The 14935-nt window shown below is 67.9% G+C and carries 15 protein-coding genes and 1 pseudogene; 7 read left to right on the top strand and 9 right to left on the bottom strand.

Going from position 1 to position 14935, the window contains the following annotated elements:
• Positions 1-19: 19 nt before the first annotated feature.
• From ABFO07_RS25625 to ABFO07_RS25605, 5 genes and pseudogenes are all read right to left on the bottom strand, one after another.
• Positions 20-1027 (bottom strand): fatty acid desaturase family protein, encoded by a 1008-nt coding sequence (locus ABFO07_RS25625; RefSeq protein WP_059566176.1) that lies wholly within the window; start codon positions 1025-1027, stop codon positions 20-22.
• A 63-nt stretch (positions 1028-1090) separates the two neighbouring features.
• Positions 1091-1822, bottom strand: coding sequence for a hypothetical protein (locus ABFO07_RS25620; RefSeq protein WP_347469718.1), 732 nt, complete (start codon positions 1820-1822; stop codon positions 1091-1093).
• Between the two features lie 6 nt (positions 1823-1828).
• Positions 1829-2143: pseudogene (locus ABFO07_RS25615) on the bottom strand (GNAT family N-acetyltransferase); the annotation flags it as partial.
• Positions 2144-2431: 288 nt separating this feature from the next.
• Positions 2432-3205 (bottom strand): helix-turn-helix transcriptional regulator, encoded by a 774-nt coding sequence (locus ABFO07_RS25610; protein ID WP_347468765.1) that lies wholly within the window; start codon positions 3203-3205, stop codon positions 2432-2434.
• A gap of 23 nt (positions 3206-3228) precedes the next feature.
• Positions 3229-3570 carry an FKBP-type peptidyl-prolyl cis-trans isomerase gene (locus ABFO07_RS25605; RefSeq protein ID WP_059808766.1) on the bottom strand — a complete coding sequence of 114 codons (342 nt, stop codon included), beginning with the start codon at positions 3568-3570 and terminating at the stop codon, positions 3229-3231.
• 474 nt (positions 3571-4044) lie between these two features.
• Here ABFO07_RS25605 and ABFO07_RS25600 point away from each other — a divergent pair, with 474 nt between their 5' ends.
• Entirely contained in the window at positions 4045-4965 is a 921-nt protein-coding gene (locus tag ABFO07_RS25600; RefSeq protein WP_347468764.1) for a metal-dependent hydrolase, read from the top strand.
• A gap of 444 nt (positions 4966-5409) precedes the next feature.
• Positions 5410-6903, top strand: coding sequence for a sigma-54 dependent transcriptional regulator (locus tag ABFO07_RS25595; RefSeq protein WP_059995958.1), 1494 nt, complete (start codon positions 5410-5412; stop codon positions 6901-6903).
• A gap of 59 nt (positions 6904-6962) precedes the next feature.
• Here ABFO07_RS25595 and ABFO07_RS25590 read toward each other — a convergent pair whose 3' ends face one another.
• The 4 genes from ABFO07_RS25590 to ABFO07_RS25575 are packed head-to-tail and all read right to left on the bottom strand — an operon-like array spanning position 6963 to position 11076.
• Entirely contained in the window at positions 6963-7361 is a 399-nt protein-coding gene (locus ABFO07_RS25590) for a GtrA family protein (RefSeq protein WP_059884366.1), read from the bottom strand.
• Positions 7362-7370: 9 nt separating this feature from the next.
• Positions 7371-8435: a glycosyltransferase family 2 protein gene (locus ABFO07_RS25585; RefSeq protein WP_059566169.1), complete on the bottom strand. Its 1065-nt coding sequence runs from the start codon at positions 8433-8435 to the stop codon at positions 7371-7373.
• Between the two features lie 23 nt (positions 8436-8458).
• Entirely contained in the window at positions 8459-9841 is a 1383-nt protein-coding gene (locus ABFO07_RS25580) for a glycosyltransferase family 87 protein (RefSeq protein WP_347468763.1), read from the bottom strand.
• Positions 9838-11076, bottom strand: coding sequence for a glycosyltransferase family 87 protein (locus tag ABFO07_RS25575; RefSeq protein WP_059910140.1), 1239 nt, complete (start codon positions 11074-11076; stop codon positions 9838-9840). The genes ABFO07_RS25580 and ABFO07_RS25575 overlap by 4 nt, the downstream gene beginning before the upstream one ends.
• A gap of 1055 nt (positions 11077-12131) precedes the next feature.
• Between ABFO07_RS25575 and ABFO07_RS25570 the strand changes: the two genes are divergently transcribed.
• From ABFO07_RS25570 to ABFO07_RS25550, 5 genes are all read left to right on the top strand, one after another.
• The gene (locus tag ABFO07_RS25570; protein ID WP_017330183.1) at positions 12132-12302 is read left to right on the top strand and encodes a Flp family type IVb pilin; all 171 of its coding nucleotides are present in this window, start codon (positions 12132-12134) and stop codon (positions 12300-12302) included.
• Between the two features lie 90 nt (positions 12303-12392).
• Complete coding sequence (locus ABFO07_RS25565; RefSeq protein ID WP_059565913.1) at positions 12393-12605, top strand: Flp family type IVb pilin; 213 nt, start codon at positions 12393-12395, stop codon at positions 12603-12605.
• Between the two features lie 111 nt (positions 12606-12716).
• A complete protein-coding gene (locus tag ABFO07_RS25560; protein ID WP_059566038.1) occupies positions 12717-12899 on the top strand; it encodes a Flp family type IVb pilin in 183 nt (60 codons plus the stop codon).
• Between the two features lie 31 nt (positions 12900-12930).
• On the top strand, positions 12931-13470 hold the full coding sequence (locus tag ABFO07_RS25555) for an A24 family peptidase (RefSeq protein ID WP_059565914.1): 540 nt from the start codon (positions 12931-12933) through the stop codon (positions 13468-13470).
• Positions 13471-13510: 40 nt separating this feature from the next.
• On the top strand, positions 13511-14911 hold the full coding sequence (locus ABFO07_RS25550) for a hypothetical protein (protein WP_059910146.1): 1401 nt from the start codon (positions 13511-13513) through the stop codon (positions 14909-14911).
• The last annotated feature ends 24 nt before the right edge of the window (positions 14912-14935 follow it).

Raw genomic sequence — 14935 nt, 5'->3', positions numbered from 1 at the left:
CGGCCGGGCGTGCGCGGCGTCAGTCTCCCGGCGCCGTTGCCGGCGCGGCGCCGCGCTTGTCGAAGAAGTGGCCCATCAGCTTGAGCAGCGGCCGGCGCCGGTTGGTGACCGAGAACGCCCATTCGTGCTGCTGCGACGACGCTTCGGCCGACGGGATCGCGTCGACGAGCTGCTGCGCGCGCGGCAAGTCGTGCCACGGCAGCCACGGGTACGCGTGATGGACCACGTGGAGATTGAAGTTCAGGATCACCCAGCGCGACCAGATCGGCACGCTCGCGCAGCTGTGCGACACGACGTCCTGCTCCCAGAGCGGCGGGCGCTGCGCGTCATGGGCGAGCAGCGGAATCTCCGCGTGATGCGGCAGGTTGAGCATTTCGACGGCAAGCAGCAGCGTGAGCCACAGCAGTGCGGCGAAGGCGACGAGTTCGCCGAACACGCCCGACGCGAACGCGATCGCGCCGACGGCCGCGTAACCGATCAGGTAGGCGATCGCATACGCCCATTCCCGGTTCGGTTTCCCGCGCTCCGCGCGCGAGCGTTGCGGCTGGAACGACGCGATCCAGTGGCTGAAGATATGGTTGAACGCGATCATCGGGATCCAGTGCCGCCACATGAATTCGAGCGTGCGCGCCTCTTTTTCCGTCATCACCGAGAATTTCTCGATCATCTTCTTGTTTTCGGGGTCGCCGGTCGGATGCGCGGTCCACGCATGGTGGCCGAGGTGGCTTCTGCGGCGCGGCAGATACGGCAGGCCGATGATCCACGAGCAGACATGGCCGATGCCGTCGTTGACGAAGGCCGCGCGCGACACGGCCGCATGCGTCGCCTCGTGCATGATCAGGTAGAAATGCAGCACGGCGAGCATGCCGACCAGGTAGGCCGGCACGCACCACCAGCCGCCGCTGTGCCACATCGCCCAGGCCACGGCGAGCAGCGCGAGATCGGCCAGCCAGAGCGCGATCGTTGCGGCGCCTGTCGGCCCTTGCGGCAATTGCTTCTTCACGGACAGCCATTCGTCTTTCGTCATTCGAACCTCAGTCGTTCCTCGGTATGGGTCAAGCAGAAAGCCCGGTCGTGCCGGGCCGATGCATCAGGCGGCCAGGATGTGGCGGCCGATATCCCGGTAAGCCGCATCGAATGAATCGATGTAGGCGTCGAGCCCGTTCTTGTTCGCGAAGCCGTGTTCGCGGCGCGCGAGCAGCACGCAGTCGTAGCGCGCGCCGCGGTGCCAGTGCCACGCCGGCAGATAGGCGGTCATCGCGAAGCCGATCTCGAGCATCGCCTTGATGAGGTCGAGCTTGTCGGCGAGCACGATCGCGCCCACGTACTGCTGCGAGCCGCCGTGCCGTGCGAGGAAACGGTGCAGGTCGCCGATCACTTCGTCCATCGTCGCGCTGTCGCCGCGTGCGTGCTGGCACAGGTAGATCGCGTCGACCCGCTCGTCCTGGCGATACGTGAACTGGTCGGAAAACAGGTCGCCGTGCCCCCAGAAGAACGTATTCGGATAGACGCCGACCGTTGCGCCGAGCCCGAGCGGCTCGAACACCTGCCGCCGCAGGAACGCGGATTCGCTGAATACCGGCGCGGCGGGCAGGTAATGCGGATGCCGGCCCGCGCCGAACGACCCGATCGCCACCGCGTGATGTTCGCGGATGCCGCGTACCATGTTCGGCGAGCCGTCGTGGCCGACGGGAATCACGTCGACGTAATTGCGCAGGGCCTGGAGCGACGCGTAATTGCGGGCAACCACGAAAGTCAGGTCGTGCGCCGAGGAGGGCATCGAATCGATGGCCGCCTGCATCAGCGCCGAAATGACGCCCATTTTCCGGTAATGCTGGGAAATCATGCCGCGGCCGAATTCCCACGAACGATTCTGAGCGTTGTAACTGACGCTCATGCAGCCGATCAGTGTGTCGATTTCCGCTTCGGCGGCGAACCAGACTTCCGATCTGCTTGAAATCGCCTCGCGGACATAATGCTCATCGAGGCACGGATGCGACGAATCGCCATATTCCTTTTCGAATAGCGCGCAGATGCGACGGGCGTCGGCAACGGTCGCGCGGCGAATCCTGAATGTCACGGCATTTTCATTATTTCTGTCGATAAAACTTTCGGAAATAATGTTTTCTGAAGTGTGATTCATTTAAAAAATCAGATCGATTGATTGGCTCTCGATGAATATGGCGGAATATAAAGTGCGGCCGGGTAAATCGTCGCAGTTTGTAGCAAATTGTTACATATTGGATTGTTTAAGGATTGAGATTGTTTTTATTTGAGTTGTATATACAATCCGGTTAATTATTTCGAGGGAAATAATACTGATTTTGCGGAATCCGGATTTGATTCGCGATTGATTTTCGACGTGCCGAATTTCAACCGTGAGAAGCGAGAAGCGGGGGGACGAGAGGTAGGCGGCCGGTGCGACGGCTTTTCAGTGACGATCGCCGCGCCAGCGGCCCGGCGCGATGCCGAACCGCTTCGTGAACGCGTGTGTGAACGCGCTCTGGTCGGAGAAACCGACCTGCCCGGCGATATCCACGAGCGCATGCCGGCCGTCGGCGAGCAGGATCACCGCCGCGTCGAGGCGTAGCCGCTGCAGGTAGCGGTGCGGGGTTTCGCCGAATGCGTCGACGAACAATTGGTGGAAGCGGCGCATGCCGTAGCCGCAATGCTCGGCGAGGTCGGCGATGCGCAGCGGCTCGGCGAGCCGCGCGCGCAGCCATTGGTCGATGCGCGCGAAATCGAGGCCCGCCGCGGGCGCCGCGAGGCGGCCGTCGCCGAGCAGGGCGCCGCACAGCCGCGCGGCGGCTTGCCACTGGAAGCGATGCGCGGCGGCGCGTTGCGCGTCGCCGGCCGGCGCGTCGAAGCGCGCGGCGGCCGCCGCGACCTGCGCGACGAGCGCGGCGAGGCGCGGATCGATCGACACGGCGCGCGCGCCGTCGAACAGCCGCTGCGGCACCGCGAGCGATGCCGCGGGCAGGTCGAGCACGAGCTGGCGGTTTTCGCCGAGGCCCGCGTAGTCGTGGCGCGAGCCGGCCGGAATCAGCCACGCGCCATGCCGGTCGATGCGCTGGCCGACGCCGTCCACCGCCATCACCATCGCGCCGTCGAGGCCGACCACGACCTGGTGAAAGTCGTGCACGTCCGACGCTTCCGACGCGTCGTAGCGGCGCAGCGCAATGGCGGGGGACGCGATGGTTTCCATCGGGCGGACGGCGTTCGGTTGCGTCAGACGTCGAGCAGCTCGACTTCGAACACGAGCGTCGCGTTCGGCGGAATCACGCCGCCTGCGCCGCGCGGGCCGTAGCCGAGTTGCGGCGGGATCGTCAGGCGGCGCACGCCGCCGACCTTCATGCCCTGCACGCCTTCGTCCCAGCCCTTGATGACCATGCCGCCGCCGAGCACGAACGCGAACGGGTCGTTGCGGTCCTTGCTCGAATCGAACTTCTGGCCGTCGGTGAGCCAGCCGGTGTAATGCACGCTGACCGTTTGACCGGCTTGCGCCTCGGCGCCCGTGCCTTCGGTGAGATCTTCGTACTTGAGGCCCGAATCGGTCGTGATGACTGCCATGACTACTCCTGAGTGGGGTTGGGTGAAACCGTCATTGTAGGCGAGCGCGCGCACCGCCGCCGCTGCAGGCGTGGTGCTCGACGGGCGCGTTTGAATCGGGTGCAGGCGCGCCGGCTCGCACGGCGCGCGTGCGATGCATGCGCGCGTATGAATCCGCTGCGCGGCGGCGGCGATGCCGGTCATGCGCCGGCTTGCGCGAGGCGCGCGCTGCCTGCATCCGGCGGGCGCCGACAGGCGCCGCGGCAGGGCCCGCCGGCCGGCCGCCGATGCCCGATCGCGTTCGAATTCCCGCCTGCGTTCGCGTCATTTGCACACCGGCTTTTCCGTCGTATTCCCTGCAAGGTGTTTGGAAGCGCGCATCTATCGCGCGGCTTGCAAGTGCGCGTCGCCGCGGCCTATCTTTACATCTGTCAATGTCAAGATTATCGATGTCGCGAACCGGCGCAATGCCCGCCGCGACCGGAGACGAACAACATGAAATCAGCCGCTTCCGCCGCCGCGGCCGAGGTGATGCCGGTGCGTCGCGACCTGCGCTTCGACCTGCCGGTCGAGCGCGCGAAGAACTGGCACGGCAAGGGCCCGCACGTGACCCATTTCTTCAACGCGCTGTCGCTGCTGTTTCCGGCGGGCGAGCGTTTCTTCATGGATTCGGTGCGCAATTACCGCGACCGCATCGACGATCCGGTGCTCCGGCAGCAGGTGCTCGGCTTTATCGGCCAGGAAGCGATGCATACGCGCGAGCACGTCGAATACAACGAGCTGCTGCAGGCGAACCGGCTGCCCGCGCGCAAGCTCGACAAGCGCGTCTGGTGGGTGCTCGACTACGTGAAGCGCACGCTGCCGCATTCGGTGCAGCTCGCGCATACGGTCGCCGCCGAGCACTACACCGCGATGCTCGCGGACTGGATCCTGCGCGACCCGTCGCGGCTCGCCGGCTCGGTGGACGGCTACCGGCAGATGTGGATCTGGCATGCGCTCGAGGAAACCGAGCACAAGTCGGTGTCGTTCGACGTGTGGAACGCGGCGATGAAGCCGGGCCTGCGGCGCTACCTGATCCGCGTGGGCGTCTACGCGGCGACGACGCTGACGTTCTGGCCGACGGTGTACCTGATGCACCGCGCGCTGCTGTCGCGCGACCCCGACGCGAAGCGGCAGCGCGTGCGCGGCACGCTGAGCATGCTCGCGTTCCTGTACGGGCCGCGCCGGGGGCTGTTTCCGCGCATTGCGGGCGAATGGCTGAGCTTCTTCCGGCCCGGTTTCCATCCGTGGGACCATGACAACCGCCATCATCTCGCGCGGGTCGATGCGCTCGTCGCCGCGTATGGCGGGCACGACGCCGCGCCGCCCGGGCGCGGCCGCGCGAACGTGCCGGCGCCGCTGACGTCGGGCCGCTGACGTTGGGCCTTTGCTGGGCCCTTGACGTCGTCATATTGCAAACGGGCAGGGCGCCGTCGTGTTGCGCCCGCACGTCAGCCGGGTGCGTCAGACGATTGACCTCGATCAACCGGATCGGCGGGCACGCCGCCGCGCCCATGCGGAACCGTTCCGACCCGAAATCGGGCTTCGCCGGCACGAGATGTGCGGCATGGGTGCGGCGCGGGCATCGTGCCGCCGCGCCAGCCCGTTTCGCGCCCACCCCGCCACCGGGATAACACCCATCTAGCCGCATCGCGCCGGCGCCGATATACCGCTCAAGGCAGGCTTCGCACCGACGCGATTATTGCGGCGGGTATTTTATTCAGACGGAAATCCGGCGAATATGTCGGTATGACCGTCTGGTCCGTCGCGTGCCGCGGCGGGAATCCGAAGCGCGATACCAACGCTAAGCGGGGAACAACGATGGCTTCAAAGTCACCCGAGCCAACCAGGGACGCGGCATCCACGGCATTCGGCGTGCCGCCGGTGTCCATCACGGCGCCCGAAGCGGGGCGCAAGCTGTTCGTGATCGCGCGCGCGCCCGAAGAGCCGCTGCTCGAGCAATTGCGCTCGCTCGGCTGGGAAATCACGATCGCGAAGACCGCCGGCACCGCGCAGAACATGACGTCCGGCGTGGGCGTGGCCGCCGGCCTGATCGACTTTACCGGCTTCACGTCGCGCGATTTCCCCGCGTTGAAGGCGTGCCTGAGCCAGCCGGCGATCGGCTGGATCTCGATCGCGCGGGCCGGCGTGACGATCAGCCCGGTGGTGCGCGAACTGATTCGCAGCTACTGCTTCGACTACGTGACGCTGCCGCTTCCGTATGAATGGATTTCCCACGTGCTCGGCCACGCGCGCGGCATGGCGGCGCTCGACCGCGTCGACGGCGCGGCCTATGCGGCGTCGATCGGCGAGCACGGGATGATCGGCAACTGCGAGGCGATGCAGCAGCTGTTCAGCACGATCCGCAAGGTGGCCAAGACCGATGCGAGCGTGTTCATCTCCGGCGAATCCGGCACCGGCAAGGAACTCACCGCGCTCGCGATCCACGAGCGCTCCAGCCGCGCGAAGGGCCCGTTCGTCGCGATCAACTGCGGTGCGATTCCGCATCACCTGCTGCAATCCGAACTGTTCGGCTACGAGCGCGGCGCGTTCACCGGCGCGAGCCAGCGGCGCGCCGGGCGGATCGAGGCGGCCAACGGCGGCACGCTGTTCCTCGACGAGATCGGCGACATGCCGCTCGAAAGCCAGGCGAGCATGCTGCGCTTCCTGCAGGAAGGCAAGATCGAACGGCTCGGCGGCCAGGAATCGATCCCGGTCGACGTGCGGATCATCTCGGCGACGCACGTCGATCTCGACGGCGCGGTGGAGGGTGCGCGGTTCCGCGCGGATCTCTATCACCGGCTGTGCGTGCTGCGCATCCACGAGCCGCCGCTGCGCGCGCGCGGCAAGGACATCGACATCCTCGCGCACTACGTGCTGCAGAAATACAAGGCCGACAGCGGCCGCAAGATCAGCGGCTTCACGTCGGCCGCGCTCGACGCGATGCGCCGCTACGAGTGGCCGGGCAACGTGCGCGAGCTGATCAACCGCGTGCGGCGCGGCATCGTGATGGCCGAGAGCCGGCTGCTGACGCCGCACGATCTCGGGCTCGAGTCGCCCGGCGAGACCGAGCCCGTGACGCTCGAACAGGCGCGCGCGCTGGCCGAGCGCACCGCGATCGAGAACGCGCTGCTGCGCAACGATCACCGCATCAACAAGGCGGCCGCCGAACTCGGCATTTCGCGCGTGACGCTCTACCGGATGATGATCGAGCACGGGCTGAACGATCACGACAACGGCGACAACGGCGGGAAGGACGGCGGCACGTCGCCCGGGCCGCCGTCCGGCGACGCGGGCCATCGCCGCGTCGGCTGAACGGCGCCGGCCGCGGGCAGCGGCCCGCCGCGCGCGGCGTCGTCCGGCGCGTGCCGGCTTCAGCGATAGGTCCAGAGCCGGTGCAGCACGAACGTCACCGGCGGCACGAACAGCACCACCGCGACGATGCTCCAGCCGTGCGCGAGGCCGAGGGCGTCGGTGCCGCGCGCGAGCAGCATCGTCTCGACGAGGCCGGACAGCGCGACCGCGACGAAGCGCGCGAGGTTGCGCCACTGCACGTTCGACGAAAAACTCCACAGCGTATTGGCGAGATACGAGAACACCGTCGCGCAGACGAACGCAACGGCGTTCGCGGTCACGGCCGTCGCGTCGAGCAGCGCGAACATTGCCGACGCGATCAGCGCATGGATCGCGGTCGAGCAGATGCCCGACACGCCGAAGCGGAACAGCCGCGCGCGTTCGGCGGCATAGACGGCGCGGATCACGTCGGGTTCCATGGCATCGGCTCAGCGGGCGGCGACGCGATGGCGCGTCAGCGAGCGGCGGCGCGCGAGGTCGGCCCGCGCGGCGGCGGACGCCTGGCGCAGCGAATCGCGCGACACCGGCAGCGACGTCACCTTGCTGCGCGCCTGGTAGCGGCGGCGCACGAGATAGACGGGCCGTTCCTTCGATTCGTAGTAGATCCGCCCGATGTATTCGCCGACGACGCCGATGCCCACCAGCTCGATGCCGCTGATGAACAGCATCGCCGAGATCAGCGATGCATAGCCCGGCACCGGATTGCCGAACATCAGCGTGCGCGTGACGATGAACGAACCGTAGAGGAACGACAGCGCGGCGATGCCGAGCCCGATGTAGGTCCAGCTGCGCAGCGGCACCGTGCTGAAGCTCGTGATCCCCTCGAGCGCGAAGTTCCACAGCTTCCAGCCGGAGAACTTCGACTTGCCGGCGCTGCGCGCCTCGCGCTCGTAGTCGACGATCACCGTCCGGAAGCCGACCCATGCGAACAGGCCTTTCATGAAGCGGCGCCGCTCCGGCAGGCTGCGCAGCGCGTTGACCACCTGGCGGTCCATCAGCCGGAAATCGCCGACGTTCTCCGGCAGCTTCACTTCCGACAGCGCGTTGTGCACGCGGTAGTACAGCTTCGCGGCGGTGCGCTTCGCGAACGAATCGCACGCGCGGTTGGTGCGCCGCGCGGCGACGACTTCCGCGCCGCCGCGCCAGTGCTCGATCATCACCGGGATCAGCGACGGCGGGTCCTGCAGGTCCGCGTCGATCGGGATCACCGCGTCGCCCACCGCCTCGTCGATGCCCGCGGTGAGCGCGGCCTCCTTGCCGAAGTTGCGCGTGAGGTCGATCACGCGCACGCGCCGGTCCTTCGTGCCGATCGCGATCAGGCGGTCGAGCGTGTCGTCGCGGCTGCCGTCGTTGACGCAGACGATCTCGAAGCGGATCCCGTCGATCCCGCTCATCAGCGGCATCACGACATCGAAGAAGTGCTCGACGGCCTCGCCTTCGTTGTAGAACGGCACGACCAGCGAGATGAGCGGTGGATGGATGAGAGCCCGCATGACTTACCCCTGTGAACGCCGCTTCAGTGCCGGATGCCGAACGGCAACGGCTGGCGGTCGAATCGATGAAGCCGTGGCGGCGCGTGGCGCGGCCGCACGGCGTGCGTGAAATCGGTGTCGGTCGCGCTGTCGTGCGCATCCGGCATGCAGGGCGCGTCGTGCCGCTCGTGCGCGATGCGCATGACGAGCAGCAGCAGCGACACGGCTGCGACGAGCGGCATGAACTGCACGTGCAGATGCGCGACGGCGAGGCCGGCGAGCGGCGCGGCCCACAGCAGCGCGAGCCATTCGCGGTCGAAGCGCCGCCAGCCGAATGCGAACGCGTGACGCGCATACCAGGCGATCAGGATGCCGTACCACGCGAGATCGCCGTCGATCAGCGACGGCGCGGCAAGCAGGGTCGCGCAGATCAGCGTCGCGGCACGCAGCGCATACGTGCAGCTGCCGCGCCACGCGTAGCAGACGGCCGCGACCGCGCATGCGATCGCGAGCCCCTGCAGCGACAGCGCGACGACCGGCGGCCAGCCGGCCAGCGCCGCCAGGGCCTGCGCGGTGGGCGTGCGCACGAGCAGCGCCGGCAGCGCGCCGGCCGTGCGATGCGCGGCGTCGATCGCCTGCGCGAACGCGCTCCACGCATCCGCGCCGAACGCGAGCGTCGCGAGCGCGGCGAGGCCGGCGACGGTTGCGGCCCACGCGGCGAGCGCGCGCCATTGCGTGGCGCACAGCAGCGCGAGCGGAAACAGCACGGCCAGTTGCGGCTTCATGCCGAGCATCCCGAAGCAGACGCCGGCGGCGATCGGGCGCCGCTGCAGCAGCAACAGGCCGAAGCCGGCGAGCGACGCGGTGAGCAGGCCGTCCTGGCCGGTGACCGTCACGAGGAACATGCCGGGGAACGCCCATGCGCACAGCGCGGCGGAGCGGCGCTGGACGATCAGGCGGATCGCGACGGCGAACAGCGCGCACGCGCCGCCGAGCCACACGATCGCCGCGACCGCGTACGGCAGCCAGCCGAGCGGCGTCGCCAGCAGCAGCGTGGCGGGCGGATAGCGCCACGGCAGGCCGGCCGGTGCGCCGTGCAGCGATGCAATCGCGTGCACCTCGACCGCGTGCAGCGCCGCCACGCGCCACGCGTCGAGCGCCTGTCCGTGCGCGGCGAGCCACGCGGCGCTCCAGGTCGGCGCGAAGTCGGCCACGGGCGCCGGCAGCGTGTCGCCATGCGGGCCGAACAGGCGCACGACGTAGATCGCGACGAACAGCAGGTAACAGTACAGCGCGACCTGCGCATAGGTGCGCACGCGGCGCAGCGACAGCCAGTGGGGCCGGCGGCGCGGGCCGGCCGCCGGCAGCTCGGGATGCGGGTCGAATGCGGGCAGCGCGTGGCGCTCGGGGTGGCGGATCTGCATCATGCCGTCCTCGGCGCGAACGACGCGCGGCGCACGACGACGAACAGCAGGCTCAGCAGCACGACCGGCCCGAACTGCGGCAGCAGCAGCAGGCGATTGACGAACTCGAACGCGGGCAGCAGCCACGCGAGCACGATCACGGGCTGGTCGCCGGGCAGCCAGCCTTCGTCGAGGCCGTATGCAACGAGGCAAAACACCGCGATGCCGAGCCACGGCAGTTCGTAGTGCCACAGATACGGCGTGGTCAGCAGCGTCGCCACCGCGAGCGCCGCGCCGCGCAGGCGCATGTCGCGCGTGCGGCGCCACACGGCCACCGCGGCGGTCGCCGCGATCAGCGCCACCGCGGCCTGCGCCGCGTAGGCGACGGGCAGCGATGCGCCGGCGAGCCGCAGCGCCGCGAACGGCGAAGGCGACACCTGCCAGTACGACACGCCGTATTCGACGACCATCTCGCGCGCCAGCGACATCCCGTTCGCGAAGCCGCGCAGCGCGGTGCCGCCGCCGAGCGCGACGCTGGCGCCGGCAAACAGCACCGTGCCGGCCGCGGCGGCGCCGAACGCGCGCCAGTTGCGCGTCGCGATCAGCACGAGCGGAAACAGCAGGGCCAGCTGAGGCTTGATCGCCAGCAGGCTGACCAGCAGCCCCGCGACCACCGGCCGCCGCTCGAGATGGCGCAGCGCGAGCGCCGCGATGCCGGCGGTGAGCAGCCCGTTCTGGCCGCTGACGATCGCGATGAACACGCCGGGAAACGCCAGCACGACGAGCGTTACGGCATGGGGGCGCGCGAGGTGCGTGCGCAGCCCGGACAGGCCGGCGACGCCGCGCGCATAGCATAGAAAGCTGCCCGCGAAAAAGAGGAAGAATGCGGGCAGAAACGGCACGAAAGCGAACGGCACGACGAGCAGCAGCATCGTCGGCGGATACAGCCACGGCAGGAAGCCGTTGTGCAGGTAGGCGCCGAACCGCAGCAGCTCGGCCTGCGAAAAGCGATGGAAATCGTAGATCGTCGCGACCTGCCCGTGCAGGATCAGGTCGGATGCGGTCCAGAACACCGCGAAATCGACGCCCGGGCGGATCGCCGAGTTGGCGGTGAAGCCATGCGTCGTCCACGCCCACGCGCCGAGCGTGAGCGCGATGAGCACCAGCATCGCGCAGCTGTACGGCACGATGCGATCGGCCGTCAGCCAGTGCGTAGTGCGCCGCGCGCGATAGCGCGCTCCCCGATTTGCTGCGTACATGATGCCCCGCCTGCAGGTGAGGGCTGCGTGGTTGCGGCAGCCCGTTTATCTGTCGTGGTATCGCCCGGACGTCGAAGCATGTTTGCTTTCTGTCTGCGTCCGGCCATTCCATTGTTAGAAAAAAACGCCCGTCGATGCAAATCGCCCCAGGTTTAACCGCCTGTTTAAAAAAGAAAAATCCGGCGAAATCGGTGCCGCGCACGGCCGTCGATGCCGCCATTCGGGCGATCGTGTTTCGGGGCTGAAACATTTCGCGTGTTCCGGTGATGCGAACCTGCACGCTGGCCGCCCGGCGCGCGCGGCGGCGCGGCTCCGGGAAAATCCCGAGAAAATTTTTTGAGCCTTGTGCGGCGGGGCTTTGCGCGGGGTGCGCGGCGGCGCACGGCGGTATCGATGTATCAGAAGCGCAACTTCCGGTGGCCCGTGCCACCCCCGGGCGCAGGTGCGCCGACCCGAACCCCTTGTGCAGACTGGATCGGGCGCGGGCTGGCCCGCTCCTTGCGAAAGGTGACTCGCGGAAGTCGACGACACGACGTCCGGCCGATCCAGACATCGACTACACCAGGATCGAAGCCGGCGTCACCCACGGGGTTGGAGCCCGGAACCAGGCGGAACAGCGCCGCATCCGGTCTCACCGGGCAAGTCGCCGTCTGACCAGCGGGGCGCCGGCATCGTCCGGTTGCCAAAAGAATGCGAAAGACGGAAGTCGGGGGTAACAAAATGATTGACCAAAGCACGGCGCGGCCCGCGAGCCGCCAACGCAGCGCCACGGCACATGGCCGGACGTCTGCGCTCCATTCGTCCGGCCGACACGCGTCGACCGGCATCCAGTCCGCTTCGGGCGGCAGGCGCATCCGGCAGATCGCCACGCATGCGCACCCGAGACGCATTTCCTCGTTCGTCGAATCGGCCCGCAAAGGCATGTGCGCACGCGCACCCGTGCCGCTGCGTCCGATCTTCACGTTCTGATTTTCTTGTAGTGCCAGCAGCAGAGCAGTTCCCCCCGAGTCAACGGTGACAAGGGGTTTTCTTTAGCTATCCGAAGGGAGATAACCATGTCCAAGCTCGTTCAACAAGTGAAGAAGTTCGTCCGTGACGAAGACGGCGTGACCGCCATCGAATACGGCCTCATCGCCGCGCTGATTGCCGTCGTCATCATCGGCGCGGTGCGGATCGTCGGCCAGGATCTCAATGGCGTCTTTACGACGATCGGCAACGAACTGTGAACCCGCCGACGGGCGAGTTCACAGGTTGATTCGCCCGTCACTTTCCTGAATCGATTGGTGACGTTTTCAGTACGCGATGAGGAGCATGTCATGAAGCAGACAGTCCTTGAGCAGCACACCGGCGGCCTGCGCGGCCTGCTGGCCCGTGTCCGCCGCTCGAACTTCCTCCGGGACGACAGCGGCGTCACGGCGATCGAGTACGGCCTGATCGCCGCGTTGATCGCGGTGGTGATCATCGGCGCCGTGCAGATCGTCGGCCAGGACCTGAACGGCGTGTTCACGACTGTGGGGAACGAACTGTAGCGCACATGACATGGCGCGCGGTCTGGCGTCCGGGCTGGCCGGCCCGGACGTGTATCGGCAGACACGCCGCGCATGCGCCACGGTTCGTTCGCTGAAGCAACGGAGATCGCCATGCAAACCGGAAAGAACGCGGTATCGAAATGGATCGAGGACGAACGCGGCGTCACGTCGATCGAATACGCACTGCTGGGTTCGCTGATTGCGATGGCCATCGTGTTCGCGGTGATGTCGCTCGGCACGTCGCTCGGCAACCTTTACCAGGACGTCGCGGCCCGCATCACGGCTGCGACCTGACATCACCCAAGCACGCACGAAGAGGCCCGTCATGTTGCCTGTCATGCCGTCCCACCCGATTCCGCTGTGCGTCACGGCACTCGTGATCGTCGCAGCCAGCACGGACCTCACGTGCCGCCGCATTCCGAACCGCCTGCTCGCGGTCGGTCTCGCCGGCGCACTGGTCGCGCAATGCGTGCTGCTGGGGCTGTGGGCCGGTGCGCTCGCGTGGCTGGCGGGCGCCGCGACCGGCTTCGCGCTGCTGATGCCGCTGTACCTGATGCGCGGGATGGCGGCCGGCGACGTGAAGCTGATGTTGACGATCGGCGCGTGGGTGGGCCCCGGGCTCGCCGCCTGGATCGTGCTCGCGACCTTCGTCGCGGGCGGGGCCGGCGCGCTGGCCGTGGTGCTGTGGCGTGGCCGCGCGCGACAGTTGTTCGTGAATGTCCGCTACCTGCTGGCGCGTGCCGCGCTCAGGCAGCAGGGCATGGCGGCCGAGATGCCGGCGCAGGTCGCGTCGGTGGGGGCGTTGCCGTACGGCGTCGCAATCGCCGCGGGCACGCTGGGGATGTTGTTCGCGGCCGCCGTGTAGGCGGGCCGCCTGCGCAATCGATGCTGACAACGGAGCGATCATGACCGCAGACCATAACGAGCCGAGACGCGACGCGCAGATCGCTCATCTGCCCGATCCGGCGCCGTCGCGCGAGTCTCACACGAAACTCCACGCACGGCTGCCGCGCGCGCCGCGCACGCTCGCGGACACCGGGCTTCACGAGACCTTCGTCGCGGGGCTGGTGCTCAAGTCGACGCTGATGCACGGCCGCTCGGAATATGCCGACCTGATCGAGCGGCACTGCCTGCCGATCTCGGTGCTCGACGACGTGCTCGCGTTTCTCGTGCGCGAACACCTCGTCGAGATCACGCACCGCGGCACCACGGATCTCGACGTGTCGTTCCGCCTGACCGACGCGGGCCGCGTGCTCGCGATCGAGGAGAAGGCGCGCAGCAATTACGCGGGCCCCGCGCCGGTCACGCTCGATGCGTACCTCGAGATGGTCGACGCGCATTCGATCCGCAAGCAGCGCATCGCGCCCGCCGACGTGATGGCCGCGTTCGAGGGGATCGTGTTCGACATGGCCGTCATCGAAGCCGCTGCCGCCGCGCTGAACGCGGGCCGGCCGCTGCTGATCCACGGGCCGGCGGGCAGCGGCAAGACGTTTTTCGCCGAGCGCCTCGGCACGATGATGCGCGGCGACGTGCCGGTGCCGTACGCGATCTACGCGGGCGACGAGATCATCCAGGTCTACGACCCGCTCGTTCACGTCGATGCCGCGCATCAGCCGGACGGGCAGTCGGTCGACCGCCGCTGGCGCCTGTGCGAGCGCCCGATGGTGCTCTCGGGCGGCGAGCTGACGCTCGACGAGCTCGACCTGCGGCGCGTCGATTCGTCCGGCTGCTACCAGGCGCCGCCGCACATGAAGGCCAACATGGGCATGTACATCGTCGACGACCTCGGCCGCCAGCGCGTCGAGCCGCGCGACCTGCTCAACCGCTGGCTGCGGCCGCTCGATCGCGGCGTCGACCTGCTGACGCTCGATTCGGGCAACCGCTTCGTGGTGCCGTTCGACGTGTGGCCCGTGTTCTCGAGCAACATCGCGCCGTCGCAGTTCGGCGACGACGCGTTCCTGCGCCGCCTCGGCTCGAAGCTCTACGTCGGGCCGATGCCGATCGAGGACTACCACGCGGTGTTCGACGCGATGTGCCGGTCGCTCGGCCTCGTGCCGGCCAACGACGCGTTCGACTACCTCGCGCACCGGCTGCATTTGCCGACCGGCAAGGCCTTCCTTGCCTGCTTTCCGGGCGACCTGCTGCGCCTCGTCGCCGCATCGGCGCGCTATCGCGGCGATCCGATGGAAGTCACGCAGGAGGCGCTGCATGAGGCGTGGGCCGGCTACTTCGGTTCCGCACCCGAGCGGGACAGCACGCATCCGCCGGCGGGCGACCGCCTGGGCCGCACGCTGATCTCCGGTTGAGCGGTTTCATTCACGATCTGTCGA

It is taken from the genome of Burkholderia stagnalis (genome assembly GCF_039848545.1).
GTDB lineage: Bacteria > Pseudomonadota > Gammaproteobacteria > Burkholderiales > Burkholderiaceae > Burkholderia > Burkholderia stagnalis.
Note: the sequence above shows the minus strand (reverse complement) of the source record. Positions and strands in the feature narration are given on the sequence as shown.

Excerpts from the sequence above, each read along its gene's own strand:
- ABFO07_RS25625 (WP_059566176.1), bottom strand. The coding sequence starts at position 1,027 with ATGACGAAAGACGAATGGCTGTCCGTGAAGAAGCAATTGCCGCAAGGG.
- ABFO07_RS25620 (WP_347469718.1), bottom strand. The coding sequence starts at position 1,822 with ATGGGCGTCATTTCGGCGCTGATGCAGGCGGCCATCGATTCGATGCCC.
- ABFO07_RS25610 (WP_347468765.1), bottom strand. The coding sequence starts at position 3,205 with ATGGAAACCATCGCGTCCCCCGCCATTGCGCTGCGCCGCTACGACGCG.
- ABFO07_RS25605 (WP_059808766.1), bottom strand. The coding sequence starts at position 3,570 with ATGGCAGTCATCACGACCGATTCGGGCCTCAAGTACGAAGATCTCACC.
- ABFO07_RS25600 (WP_347468764.1), top strand. The coding sequence starts at position 4,045 with ATGAAATCAGCCGCTTCCGCCGCCGCGGCCGAGGTGATGCCGGTGCGT.
- ABFO07_RS25595 (WP_059995958.1), top strand. The coding sequence starts at position 5,410 with ATGGCTTCAAAGTCACCCGAGCCAACCAGGGACGCGGCATCCACGGCA.
- ABFO07_RS25590 (WP_059884366.1), bottom strand. The coding sequence starts at position 7,361 with ATGGAACCCGACGTGATCCGCGCCGTCTATGCCGCCGAACGCGCGCGG.
- ABFO07_RS25585 (WP_059566169.1), bottom strand. The coding sequence starts at position 8,435 with ATGCGGGCTCTCATCCATCCACCGCTCATCTCGCTGGTCGTGCCGTTC.
- ABFO07_RS25580 (WP_347468763.1), bottom strand. The coding sequence starts at position 9,841 with ATGATGCAGATCCGCCACCCCGAGCGCCACGCGCTGCCCGCATTCGAC.
- ABFO07_RS25575 (WP_059910140.1), bottom strand. The coding sequence starts at position 11,076 with ATGTACGCAGCAAATCGGGGAGCGCGCTATCGCGCGCGGCGCACTACG.
- ABFO07_RS25570 (WP_017330183.1), top strand. The coding sequence starts at position 12,132 with ATGTCCAAGCTCGTTCAACAAGTGAAGAAGTTCGTCCGTGACGAAGAC.
- ABFO07_RS25565 (WP_059565913.1), top strand. The coding sequence starts at position 12,393 with ATGAAGCAGACAGTCCTTGAGCAGCACACCGGCGGCCTGCGCGGCCTG.
- ABFO07_RS25560 (WP_059566038.1), top strand. The coding sequence starts at position 12,717 with ATGCAAACCGGAAAGAACGCGGTATCGAAATGGATCGAGGACGAACGC.
- ABFO07_RS25555 (WP_059565914.1), top strand. The coding sequence starts at position 12,931 with ATGTTGCCTGTCATGCCGTCCCACCCGATTCCGCTGTGCGTCACGGCA.
- ABFO07_RS25550 (WP_059910146.1), top strand. The coding sequence starts at position 13,511 with ATGACCGCAGACCATAACGAGCCGAGACGCGACGCGCAGATCGCTCAT.